This window comes from Sphingomonas vulcanisoli (assembly GCF_011761305.1).
In the GTDB taxonomy this organism is placed as follows: Bacteria; Pseudomonadota; Alphaproteobacteria; order Sphingomonadales; family Sphingomonadaceae; genus Sphingomonas_I; species Sphingomonas_I vulcanisoli.
In genome coordinates this window covers 628,372-640,266 of sequence record NZ_JAAOZC010000001.1, presented here as the reverse complement: position 1 = coordinate 640,266, position 11,895 = coordinate 628,372, and the positions used below count along the sequence as shown (strand labels likewise).

General features: G+C 64.3%; 13 protein-coding genes. 5 read left to right on the top strand and 8 right to left on the bottom strand.

The features are described 5' to 3' along the window. The first annotated feature begins 12 nt into the window (after positions 1–12). Both FHS31_RS03015 and recA read left to right on the top strand, forming a co-directional pair. Positions 13–372 carry a response regulator gene (locus FHS31_RS03015; RefSeq protein ID WP_167071827.1) on the top strand — a complete coding sequence of 120 codons (360 nt, stop codon included), beginning with the start codon at positions 13–15 and terminating at the stop codon, positions 370–372. A gap of 72 nt (positions 373–444) precedes the next feature. Continuing rightward, positions 445–1,518 (top strand): recombinase RecA, encoded by a 1,074-nt coding sequence (recA, locus tag FHS31_RS03010; protein ID WP_167071826.1) that lies wholly within the window; start codon positions 445–447, stop codon positions 1,516–1,518. Positions 1,519–1,715: 197 nt separating this feature from the next. On the opposite strand, the gene FHS31_RS03005 is transcribed toward recA, so the two are convergent. Beyond that, on the bottom strand, positions 1,716–3,314 hold the full coding sequence (locus FHS31_RS03005; RefSeq protein ID WP_167071825.1) for a M28 family metallopeptidase: 1,599 nt from the start codon (positions 3,312–3,314) through the stop codon (positions 1,716–1,718). A 144-nt stretch (positions 3,315–3,458) separates the two neighbouring features. Between FHS31_RS03005 and FHS31_RS03000 the strand changes: the two genes are divergently transcribed. The 3 genes from FHS31_RS03000 (at position 3,459) to FHS31_RS02990 (ending at position 5,231) form a co-directional block, all read left to right on the top strand. Beyond that, entirely contained in the window at positions 3,459–3,734 is a 276-nt protein-coding gene (locus tag FHS31_RS03000) for a hypothetical protein (RefSeq protein ID WP_167071824.1), read from the top strand. After that, positions 3,731–4,516 carry an EF-hand domain-containing protein gene (locus tag FHS31_RS02995; RefSeq protein WP_341786272.1) on the top strand — a complete coding sequence of 262 codons (786 nt, stop codon included), beginning with the start codon at positions 3,731–3,733 and terminating at the stop codon, positions 4,514–4,516. Before FHS31_RS03000 ends, FHS31_RS02995 begins: the two co-directional genes overlap by 4 nt. Before the next feature lie 67 nt (positions 4,517–4,583). Beyond that, the gene (locus FHS31_RS02990; RefSeq protein WP_167071823.1) at positions 4,584–5,231 is read left to right on the top strand and encodes an EF-hand domain-containing protein; all 648 of its coding nucleotides are present in this window, start codon (positions 4,584–4,586) and stop codon (positions 5,229–5,231) included. A 5-nt stretch (positions 5,232–5,236) separates the two neighbouring features. Here the strand turns inward: FHS31_RS02990 and FHS31_RS02985 are convergent, their stop codons facing one another. The 7 genes from FHS31_RS02985 to cpaB form a co-directional block, all read right to left on the bottom strand. After that, complete coding sequence (locus FHS31_RS02985; RefSeq protein ID WP_167071822.1) at positions 5,237–5,737, bottom strand: hypothetical protein; 501 nt, start codon at positions 5,735–5,737, stop codon at positions 5,237–5,239. Positions 5,738–5,804: 67 nt separating this feature from the next. After that, positions 5,805–6,782, bottom strand: coding sequence for a type II secretion system F family protein (locus FHS31_RS02980; RefSeq protein WP_167071821.1), 978 nt, complete (start codon positions 6,780–6,782; stop codon positions 5,805–5,807). 4 nt (positions 6,783–6,786) lie between these two features. Beyond that, entirely contained in the window at positions 6,787–7,737 is a 951-nt protein-coding gene (locus FHS31_RS02975) for a type II secretion system F family protein (protein WP_167071820.1), read from the bottom strand. Next, positions 7,734–8,996, bottom strand: coding sequence for a cellulose synthase operon protein YhjQ/BcsQ (locus FHS31_RS02970; protein ID WP_167071819.1), 1,263 nt, complete (start codon positions 8,994–8,996; stop codon positions 7,734–7,736). Before FHS31_RS02970 ends, FHS31_RS02975 begins: the two co-directional genes overlap by 4 nt. Then, on the bottom strand, positions 8,996–9,361 hold the full coding sequence (locus tag FHS31_RS02965; protein WP_167071818.1) for a CpaD family pilus assembly lipoprotein: 366 nt from the start codon (positions 9,359–9,361) through the stop codon (positions 8,996–8,998). Before FHS31_RS02965 ends, FHS31_RS02970 begins: the two co-directional genes overlap by 1 nt. An 11-nt stretch (positions 9,362–9,372) precedes the next feature. Then, positions 9,373–10,863: a type II and III secretion system protein family protein gene (locus FHS31_RS02960; protein ID WP_243843210.1), complete on the bottom strand. Its 1,491-nt coding sequence runs from the start codon at positions 10,861–10,863 to the stop codon at positions 9,373–9,375. Next, complete coding sequence (gene cpaB, locus FHS31_RS02955) at positions 10,863–11,870, bottom strand: Flp pilus assembly protein CpaB (RefSeq protein ID WP_167071817.1); 1,008 nt, start codon at positions 11,868–11,870, stop codon at positions 10,863–10,865. Before cpaB ends, FHS31_RS02960 begins: the two co-directional genes overlap by 1 nt. Between the last annotated feature and the right edge of the window lie 25 nt (positions 11,871–11,895).

Here is an 11,895-nt window from a genome sequence, read left to right as displayed (position 1 = left end):
AAGAGCGCATCCATGACGACGCCGCTTTCCGTATTGGTGATCGAGGACGAACCTCTGATCGCCATGATGATCGAAGATTTCATCGACATTCTCGACCATAAATTCGCAGGCACGGTCGACAGCGTTGCCGATGGCGTGCCGCGCGTTGCGGAAGGCGGCTTCGATGTTGCGATCCTCGATGTGAATTTGCGGGATGGGCCGTGCTGGCCGGTGGCCGATGCGCTGGCGGCGGCGGGCAAGCCCTTCGTGCTGGCGACCGGCGGCCATGTCTCGCCGCCGCCGGCGGAGCATGCCGATCGCCCGCAGCTCTCCAAGCCCTTCACGATGGAGGGTGTGCGCGTGGCGCTCGAAAAAGTGGGAAAGACGGGTTAGTTCTACTCTTGTTCTTCTGGAACATTTGCGGTATATGATGCTCCTCGACGGATTCGGGCAAGGAGCGACATCATGGCGGCACAGTTGAAACTGATCGGCGGGGAGCGCGAAAAGGCCGAGATGGATAAGCAGAAAGCATTGGAAGCCGCGCTCGCGCAGATCGATCGCGCGTTCGGCAAAGGTTCGGCGATGAAGCTGGGCAGCCGCGAGAAGGTCGAGATCGAGTCGATCTCCACGGGTAGCCTGGGGTTGGATATCGCGCTCGGTATCGGTGGCCTACCGCGTGGCCGCATCATCGAAATCTACGGGCCGGAAAGCTCGGGCAAGACCACGCTGGCGCTCCACGTGATTGCTGAGGCGCAGAAGGCCGGCGGCACCGCCGCCTTCGTCGATGCCGAACATGCGCTCGATCCCGTCTATGCCAAGAAGCTGGGCGTCGATGTCGATGAGCTGGTCGTGTCGCAGCCCGATACCGGCGAACAGGCGCTGGAGATCACCGATACGCTTATCCGGTCCAACGCGATCGATGTGCTGGTGGTCGATTCGGTCGCGGCGCTGGTGCCGAGGGCCGAGATCGAGGGCGAGATGGGCGATAGCCATGTCGGCCTGCAGGCGCGGCTGATGAGCCAGGCCCTGCGCAAGATCACCGGCTCGATCTCGCGGTCCAAGACGCTGGTCATCTTCATCAACCAACTGCGCATGAAGATCGGCGTGATGTACGGCAATCCGGAGACGACCACGGGCGGCAACGCCTTGAAGTTTTATGCCTCAGTCCGTCTCGATATCCGCCGCACCGGCCAGATCAAGGACCGTGACGATATCGTTGGCAACACGACGCGCGTGAAGGTGGTCAAGAACAAGGTCGCGCCGCCGTTCAAGCAGGTCGAATTCGATATCATGTATGGCGAGGGGATCAGCAAGGTCGGCGAGATCCTCGATCTTGGCGTCAAGGCGGGCGTGGTCGAGAAATCGGGCGCCTGGTTCAGCTATGACAGCATCCGCATCGGCCAGGGCCGCGAGAATTCAAAAGTCTATCTCCGCGAAAATCCCGAGATCTGCGAACGCCTCGAAAAGGCGATCCGCGGCAAGACCGACGATGTCGCCGATGCGCTGATGGTCGGCCCGTCGGAAGATGACGACCTCTAAAAGGTCTAGGTCGGAGACGTTGACCATCAATCCTCCCCCGTCAGGGGGAGGTGTCAACGGAGTTGACGGAGGGGGAAGACGCGACGTTCCATGATGGTTGGCCTCCGTCCTCCCCCTCCGACGCCTTCGGCGCCACCTCCCCCTGGCGGGGAAGGATTGGAGGGAATGCGCTCAGGAACGGCGGCTGCTGACCCCCGTTACTTCGCTTCGGCGTAAGCGCGGAACGGACTGGTCGGAAGCCAGGCCGGCCGCGCCGGATCGTTGGCCACCGCCACCGCGAGCGCGGCGACATAATCGTCGAGCTTGATCGCCTCCTCCTTCATCACCGGCTGGTTAAGATCGTCGGATGGGGCGTGATAGCGGGTGGCGCGCCAATCATGTTCGATCTGGAATTCGGGCGTGCCGGGCTCGAAGCCGAACTTGAACGACAGCGCGGGGACGCCCGCCTTGACGAAGCTGAACTGATCGGTGCGCACGAAGCTGTTGCGGTTGGGCAGGGGGTCCGCGATCAGCCGCAGCCCCTGCGCGGCGGCGACGGCGCGCGCCGGATCGCCGAGCGTGCTTTCGTGATCGCCCTGCACCAGCACGGTCTTCAGCGGCCACAGCGGCAGCGGCATATCGAAATTGAGATCGGCGACGATCGCGGTCTTGGGCACGGTCGGGCGGCGGGCATAATAGGTCGATCCCAGCAGGCCTTTCTCCTCGGCGGTGACGATCACGAACAGGATCGATCGTTTCGGCCGCGGCCCCTTGGCGATCCGCTCGGCGATGTCGAGCACGCTCGCCACGCCGGAAGCATCGTCCATCGCGCCATTGTAGATCCGGTCGCCCGCGATCGGCTCGCCGATGCCGAGATGATCGAGATGCGCGGAAAGCACGACATATTGATCGCGCAGCTTGGGATCCGATCCCTCCAGCTTGGCGATCACGTTGGGCGAGGTCAGCGTGGATCGCGACGCGGCAATCGTCGCTTGCAGCCGCGCCGGCAGCGCGAAGGTAGGCATCGCTCCGCTCGCGTCGGAAACCGCCGCCAGCTCGGCAAAGCTGTGGCCCGATCCGGCGAACAGCGCTTCGCTCTGCGCGGGATCGAAGCTGGCGCTCAGAAAGTCATCGGGCGTTTCCCGCAAGGCCTTGTCGGCAAGATACATGCCGCTCTGCGAGGCCAGCACTCTGGTCCTCGCCCAGGGAATCTCGACCTGCTTGGGCGGCGTCAGCCCGATCACACCCACCGCGCCGAGTTCCCCGAGCAAGGCGTTGCGGGCATTGCGCGCCGCCGATTTGGCGGGGCCGGGCAGATCGGCGGGACCACCCGCGATCACCACCGCGATCTTGCCCCTGAGGTCCAGCCCCTTGAAATCGTCATAGCCCGATTGCGGCAGACGCAGGCCGTAGCCGACGAACACCAACGGCGCATCGACGTGGACGGGGCGGGGGCCGCCGCCCGCGCCGATGATCATCGCGTCACCGATCGGCAGCGGCGTCACCTTGCCGTCCGCGCCCAGCAGCGATGCCTTCGATCTCGCCGCATCGATCCGCTGCTGTTCGAACGCGACGGACTGGCGATAGCCGCCTGCCTCGCCCGCAGGCTGCAGCCCCAGCGCCTTCATCCGTGCCTCGACATGGGCAGCGGCACGCAGATAACCGGGCGATCCGGTCAGCCGCCCCTCCATCTTATCATCGGCCAACACCGATATGTCGCCCCACCAGGCCGCGGCGCGCGGCGAGGGGGGTGATGCCGGCTGAGCGGCGACGATGGCGGGAAGGGCGGTGGCTAGGAGCAGGGAGGGGATGCGCATAGGACCATGCTAGCCGAGTACGGCGGGCAATCAATGCGTGCTGTTCAAAAGGGGCTCCCTTCAGCTTCGTTCAGCCGTCCGTCAGGGGCGGGCGAGCTTGGATGGATCGTCGGAGGTGCCGGAATGCGTGGCGTGTTGGGTGCGATGATACTGACTATAACGGCTGCGGCCGCGCACGCCGATAATGCGGTGGTGGCGTTAAGCCCGGCGGAGCGCGCTGCGGTGCTCGATCGCGCGGCGGAGGGCGATGACACGCTCCCGCTCAACGGCAATCCGCGCAAGATCCATGGCGAAATGGGGATGGAGGTCGGCACCGGCGGCCACCGCGCGCTCTGGGGCAGCACCACCGTACCGATCGGCCAGACCGGCCAGGCCTCCTTCTCCTTCCTCACCGCACAGGCCAACGGCTGGCGGCGGTGAGTCCCCGCGCGCTCGTCGCCGCTGCTCTCCTGGGATCGGCGGCGCCGCTGGCCGCGCAATCCGCGCCGCCGCCGGAGGGCTTTCATCACGGTTATGGCGGACAGCACGGCGGACGGCTGTTCATCAGCCCGATGGGCGAGCCGTTCCGCGACTCGCCCGACAATGCCGCCGCCTGGTTCGCCCAGGCCGATGCCGACCATGACGGACGCCTGACGCTGGCCGAATTCCGCGCCGATGCGCTGCGCTTCTTCGCCACGCTCGATACTGATCACGATCATGAGATCGGGCCCGAGGAGATCGACCATTACGAGCAGGTGATCGCCCCCGAGACGGCAAGCGGGGGCGGTTTCGGGGACGGCGCGCCAAGGTCTGGCGGACAACAAGGCGGCGGGCATCGCGGCGGCGGACGAGGCGGCATGGGCGGCGGACATGGTGGGGGTATGGGCGGCGGCGGCCGAGGCGGCGGGATGGGCGGCGGCGCTTCGCCGGATAGCGCGAGCGGTAGCGATCATCCGAGCGCGCCCGCCTTCGATCCCTCCAAACAGGGCGCCGCACGCTTTTCCTATCTGGCGCTGCCCGAACCGGTGATTGCCGCCGACACCGATTTCAACCGCGGCGTCAGCGAACAGGAATTCCTCGCCGCCGCCTCACGCCGCTTCGCCCTGCTCGATCCCAATCACGATGGCATCATCACCTTCGATGAATTGCCCAAGCTTGACGGCGGCGGTATCGGTCCACCGCGAGGGCGACATGGATCCAAGGCTCTGGCGCCCAGCGAGTGACCAGATCCGTGGAGCCAACGCAGCTTTGCCCTTCCTTGCCGCCGCGTCCAATGGCAGATGGGCGGGCGTGACCAAAGCAACCCTCCCCCTGATCGCGCTGATCGGCGCCGCCACCTCGGCGCTCGCCCAGCCTGTGCCGCACGAGCATGCCGGGCGCCTGTTCTTCAGCCCGATGGGCGAGCCGTTCCGCGACGCGCCCGATAATGCCGAAGCATGGTTCGCCCAGGCCGATACCAATCATGACGGCAAGATCACGCTCGCCGAGTTCCGCGCCGATGCGATGCGCTTTTTTGCGATCCTCGACCGGGATCATGATCATGAGATCGGGCCTGAGGAGATCGAGCATTATGAGCAGGTGATTGCGCCGGAAACCGGCATCACCGGCGGCGGCCCGATCGACGAGAATTTCGGCCACCCAATTCAGGACAATGGCGATGGCAGCGCGCCCGAATCCAAGCCCAAGTTCGATCCCGCCGGACAAGGCGTGACGCCATATTCCTATCTGGCGCTGCCCGAACCGGTGATTGCAGCCGATACCGATTTCAACCGCGGCGTCAGCGAACAGGAGTTCCTGGCCGCGGCCTCACGCCGCTTCGCCTTGCTCGACGTCAATCACGATGGCGCGATCACCCGCGACGAACTGCCCAAGCTGGGCGGGGGCGACAATCGCGCCGCGCGTCCGCCGAAGCACGGCATGAAGCCGCCGCGGGAGTAAGACGCTCAGCCGAAGCGGGTCTGGTGCTCGTCGAGCTTACCATCAGCGAGCAAAGCGGCCTGCTCGCGCCAACCTTCCTGCTCGATATAGCCGGGATCGGCGCCGAGCTTCTCCTCCAGCGCCGTCTCATCGGCGGGCGTCAGCGAGGCGATGTCGGCGTAGCGATAGATGCCGACATCGTTGAGCCGCCGCTGCCCCGCCGCGCCGACGCCGCGGATACGCGCCAGATCGTCGCGGGTGAGGTCCAGCGTTTCGGTGCTTGCCAAGGGTGCCGCGACGGGAGCCTTGGTCACCACGGGCCGCGTGCGCTCCAGTTCGGCGATGCGCGCGTTGGCGGCCTCGAGGGCGGCGGCATGCTCGCGGTTTTCCTCGATCCGGCCGTCGCGTTCGGCTTCATAGGCGCGCCGCCACTTGGCACCGCCCGAGCGCGAGATCAGCCCCAGTAGCCAGCCGAGCAAAAGGACGAGAAAGACGACGACCCACTGGTTGGTCGTGAAGGTGGGCATGGAGGCTCTCCGACAATATTGCGCTGACCTACGACTAAGCCGTCGCCGCGCTCCGTCAACCGGCGCCTCAATTCTTGAACATATTGTCCGATATCGAGCAGGCGGCCGGCCCCAGGATCACGATGAACAACACCGGCAGGATGAAGAGAATCAGCGGCACGGTCATGATCGCGGGCAGGCGCGCGGCCTTTTCTTCGGCCTTCATCATTCGCTCATGGCGGAATTCGGCGGTGAGGACACGCAGCGCAGAGGCAAGCGGGGTGCCGTACTTCTCGGTCTGGATCATCGTCGTGACGACCCCGCGCAAGGATTCGAGCTTCACGCGCGAGGTGAGATTTTCAAACGCCTGGCGGCGATCGGTGAGGAAACCGAGCTCGATCGAGGTCAGCGCCATCTCGTCGGCAAGCTCCGGATAGCCTTTGCCCAGCTCCCGCGCCACGCGGGCGAAGGCGGCATCGACGGTGAGGCCAGCCTCGGCGCAAATCACCAGCAGATCGAGCGCATCGGCGATGCCCTTGTGGATCGCGGCGGTACGTTTGGTGATCAGGTTCTTGAGATAGATGTCCGGCGCCTTGTAGCTGCCGATCAAGCTGCCCGCGACGAGCAGATAGCGCTTGATCCAGCTCCAATCGGAAAAGCAGCCGAACCCATAAACCGCGATGACGACACCCCCGCCCAGCACCACGGGCAGCACGAGGCGGCCGAAGATCACCGTGATCGCCGTATCCTTGGTGCGGATACCGGCCTGGGCGAGTTTGATCTGCGCTTCGCGTATCTGCGTGCCTTGCAGCACCTTGAGCGAGGCAAGGATCTTCCGCATCCGATCGGTCGACTGGCTCTTCTTGTTGAGCGGTGTGCGCTTGCGGGTGGAGGCGGTGATACCGGCTTTCAATTGCTCGCGCCGGGCGTTGAGCGCCTTCACGCGCCGCGTCATCGGATCGCGCGCGGTCGTCGCCGCCCAGAAAAAGACGATAAGGCTGCCGAGTGCCGCGACCGACATAAATGTCGCGATCCACGTCATGTTGATCGAGGTGAAAAAGCCCATCCGATCAGATCTCGAAATTGATCATCTTGGCCATGATGAACACGCCGAGCCCCATCCAGACCGCGCCGCCGCCGGCCGCGATCATCAGCCGCGGGTCATGGAAGAAGCCCCCCATATATGTCGGGTTGATCCACATGATCAGGCCGAAGACGATGAAGGGCAGCGAGCCGATGATGTAGGCAGATGCCTTGGATTCGGACGACATCGCCGCAACCTTGAGCTTCATCTGCATCCGCTTGCGCAGCACCTCCGCAAGGTTGGAAAGCGTCTCGGCTAGGTTGCCGCCGGTTTCGCGCTGGATCGCCAGGCTGATCACGAAGAATTGAAATTCCGAGGTTTGCAGCCGGTCCGCGCTATCCTGCAGTGCGGCGTCCATGGTGCGGCCGATCTTCATCTTGTCGGCGACAGTGCGGAATTCGGTGCCGACGGGATCGGGGACTTCACGCCCGACAACGCCGATCGTCTCGGAAATCGGCAGCCCCGATCGCAGACCGCGCACCAGAAGCTCGATCGCGTCCGGGAATTTGGCGACGAACTTGGCGGCGCGGCGCTTGCCCATGCGACCGATCAGCCAGTGCGGCAGGCCGGCGCCGATCACGATGCCGAGGCTGAAGGTGATCAGCAGCGGCATGCCCCGCATGAGAAGAATGGCCCAGGCGACGACGACCAGCACCCCAGAGGCGATCATATAATTGGTGACGGTCCAGGGCTTGCCGGTAGCCGCCAACCGTCGCTCAAGCAACTCACGGCGCGGGAGCAGCGCCCAGATGCCGGTGACGTTGTTCTGACGGTTGGCCGATATCCGGCGCATCTGGGTTTCGACATTGCCTTCGACATGGCGGGCACGCAGCGCTTCCAGTCGCCGCTTGCGAGCCTTATCGGCACCGCTGCCGCTGAGCAGCGCGCCCAGCGTGAGCCCGCTGCCCAAAACGAAGAGGACCGCTACGATCATCATTTGGCGGCAGGCTTCTTCCCACCCTTGTCGAGCAACTTGCGTAAATCGGCGAGCTTATCCAGCAGCGAGCCGGCCTTCTTGGTAGGCGCCTCTTCGCTGCTGAGCCGGTCGACGAGGGCGGTAAGGGCGCTGCCGGCCTTGCTGGAGCGCGCAATCTCGATGAAGGGCTTGCCGAGCTTGGCTGCCTGCACCGCCAGCTTGGGTTCAGCTGCGACAAGGATATCGACGGAACGTTCGATCGAAGCTTCGAACGATTTGCGATCGATCTCGTCCACGGCGCCGCTCGAAACATGATTGGCGACGAGCACAACCTGGCTCGAAGGCGCATTGCTCTTCAGCCAGGACAGTAGGCGAATGGTATCGCGCGTTGCGGCCAGCGTGAGATCGGTGACGACGATGGCGACATTCACGATCTGCATCAGCGCGGGATGCTGGATCAGCATGTGCCGCGGCAGATCGACGATGGTGAACGGAAAAGCGTTGCGCAGCTCCTCCTGCAACTGAAGGAAAGCATCGCTTTCGCCGTTCAGTGGCGTGTGCATCGGCGCCTCGGCGGAGAGCACACCGAGCCGAGGGTGCGCCTTTACCAGCGCGCGTTCGATGAACAGACCGTCGATGCGGCTCGGGTTCTCGATCGCGTCGGTAAGCCCGCGGCCGGGCTCGATATCGAAGGACAGTGCCCCTGTGCCGAAATGGACGTCGAGATCGAGGAGAGCGGTGTTGCGCTGCTTGTGCTCGGCCAGCAGCCATGCGAGCGACACCGCAATCGTGGTCGCGCCGACACCGCCGCGCACGCCGATCACCGCCGTCAGATTGTGCGGGGTTTTTGCGACTTCGACGCGCTCTTGCGCCTCGCTCTGCTGAAGCTGGGCCTGCATGATGACTTCATGCAGTTGCTCTTGAGAGAAGGGCTTCACCAGATAATCGTGAATGCCGAAATTGATCAGCTCCCGGTACAGGCGTACATCGTTGGTGGTGCCGCAGGTTATCACGATCGTGCCAGGTTCGCAGACTTCGGCCAATGCATCGACCTCTTCCAGCGGATTGGCAGCTTCGGACAGATCGACAAGCAAAACGCTGGGGCTGGCTGTTACCGCAAGCGTCTGGATCGCATAGCGGATGCCACCGTTGTGAATGCGTTCGGCAGGCCAGCCAAGCGTGCCGGCGACGCCGCGTGAGGCGTTTTCGGATTCATGGTCGCTCAGAAATGCGCTGAAGGGATCGCGTGGCTGAACGCGCCCGGAAAAGGGAGCATTCATTAGTTGCCGCCCTTCGAGGAAACTTTTTCGATTCCCGCCTCAATGGTCGGCGCGACCTTACGCCAAGAGCGTATCGCACGGACCGATACCTCCACCCGCGATCCGTTTTCATTCTTGCCGTGCAGCAGATCGGTGGGATCCGCGATCATCGCCGCCAGATTCACCGCGGTTGCGCATCCGTAATTGGCAGCTTGCGCGTCTGTGGTCGGGCGATCCTTGTCGCTCCAATCCGGACAGTTCGGCACGGTGGCGGCCTGCGGGCTCACCAGCGGCTGATGCGGGGAGTTCATGCCGCGCTCGCCTGCCGAACAGGCGGAAAGCGCGATCAACGGCATCATGATAGCGAAACGGTACGGTAGGCGCATGAAGAGTTCCATCACTGCAAGCCCGGGCTGGGCACGGCGACCGGCACGGGCGGAGGAGGCGCGGCATCGCTCATCTTGCCGAGCAACACGCGGTCCGCGGTCGTCGGCGAACGGTAGCCATCGGTGGGAAGAGCGATCCGCGCCGCATCTACCGGCTTCACGATATAAGGCGTGACGACAACCACCAGCTCGGTCTCCTGCTTGCGGAAGCTGTTCGAGCGGAAGAGAGCGCCAATCACCGGCAGATCACCCAGCATCGGCGCCTTATCCAGGCTGTTATTGTGGGTGTTCTGCAACAGACCGCCGATCGCGAAGCTTTGACCGGATCCCAGCTCTACCGTCGTTTCGACCCGGCGGGTGGTGAGGGACGGGATGGTAAAGCCGTTGAGTTTGACCGAGCCGGCGTCAGACAGCTCGGAAACCTCGGGGCGAACGCGGATCGAGATGCGGCCGCTTGACATGACAACTGGCGTAAAAGAAAGGCTTACACCATACTCCTTATACTGAACCGAAACAGCGCCGAGACCCTGGCTCTGCGGAATCGGGATTTCGCCGCCCGCCAAGAAACTCGCCGTCTCGCCCGACATGGCGACGAGATTCGGCTCGGCGAGCGTCGTGACCAGGCCGCTCTGCTCGGCCAGATTGAGCGTCGAAAGGATATCTGCGCCGAACGCATGCCCGGCAAGACCCAGCGTGGTGCCGAGCGCGCCCTGCGCAAAGCTGTAGATCGTCGATCCGGGCGTAGCGCCACTGGCGGGATCCACGGTATTGTTCGCGTTGGTCGAAATCGTGCCTGGGCTACCTTGACCGATGCTGAAGATCGGATTGCCATGTCCGCGGTTCGTAATGTTGACGCCGATATCACGCGCTACCGAACGGCTGACCTCTGCGATCTTGACATGCAAGCTCACCTGCTGCGGCGTAGCCACCTTGAGATGGTTGAGCACGGTCGCATCCTTGCCGAGATAGGCCTCGGCAAGCGTCTGCGCCTCTTCGGCGTCCTTGGGACCGAGGACGGTGCCGGTAAGCAGCACGACGTTTGCGCCGATCGGCGTCGCGGTGACGTCGTTATCGGGCATTGCCGCACGGAGAATAGAACCCACGCCCGCGATATTGTTGCCGACGCGCACGGTGGCGGACCAGACGACGGCACCGCTTTTGTCGGTGGCGAACACGCTGGTTTCGCCCGCGGCCTTGGCGAAGAGATAGACCTGCGTCGTGCTCTTAACCTGGACGTCGGCGATCTTGTCGTCCGCAATGAACATGCCGGAAATCGGACGAGGAAGACGGATCAGCTGGCCGGTGCCGATCGAGAGCGCGATGGCGCGAGCGGGCAGCTCGGCATGAGTCGGGTTCGCGCTATCGCTGGGCACCAGCACGGTGGCGGCATCGGCTGCGCCGATCGCAACGGCGTCGGCCTTGTCGGCCGGGGCGGCATCAGCGGGAGCAGGCATTGCCATGGCGGCGGCGAGCAATACGCCACGATTGATGGTAACGCGCATCAGTTCATTCCCCCCACGGGCGTTTCGGTCACGGTCTGGCCGCGCGCGATGGCGATGGTGCCGCCGCGGGGGCGGAAGAGGCTCGGTGCTGTCGGGGCCGGCGCCGCTACCGGCGCCGAAGCTTTTCCCGGCACGTTACTCCGCTGGAAGCGGCTTACATCCGCGCCGGTTGTCACCGTGTCGCTTTCGATCGGGCGGGATGCGACCTGCAGCAGCATCTGCTGTTCGGCCTTGCCATTATTGACCTCGGGGACATTGATCTCACCCGCGGCGATCTGCCGCTCGAGCTCCATGCGATCGTCGGCAATCGGGCGGAGCGCGAGGCTGAGCGTGCCGAGCGCCTGCGCCACGGCGATCTTCTCACCGATCTTGGGCGTGGCCTCGACGGTGACGTTCGAGAAGATGGCCACCTGCGTCTTGCCCGCATCGTTCACGGTCTTGTCGGTATGCTGATCGGTCGCCAGCACACGCATGTTCTGAACGATTGTCTCGGTCGTGCGCAGCGGCTGTCCGTCGCCGCCGCCGTTCACTGTCTGCGTGAGCAAGAGATCGACGCGATCGCCCGGGAAGATGAAGCCCGCGACGCCGCTCTGCGCGGAAACCGAGATCGTGACCGCGCGCATCCCCGGGCCGAGCGCCGCGGCAAGGAAGCCGCGATCGCCAGGCGAAACCAGCGCGCCCTGCGTCAGCGGTTGGCCTGCGGTGACCGGATAGCGAACGACCGAGCCGTTGATCGACTGGACAGCCTGCTCGCCGCGCACAAAATAGGCCTTCTCGACCAGATCTTTGGGCCAGGGCTGATACCGGAAGGCATCGGGGGTGACGATCGTGCCGGGGGTGAGCGTGCGAATCGCGACAAGCACTTCGGGGCCGAGCGGTGCAGGCGCGGGCAAAGCCGCATTGGCCGGTGCAGCGGCTTCTCCGCTCACCAGATTGCGCGCGAATAAAGCGCAGCAAAGCGCGAAAATCAGCGCGCCTGCCATGACCATTACCTTGCGAGGATTCATGCCTCAAACACCCTTCACTCGCTCA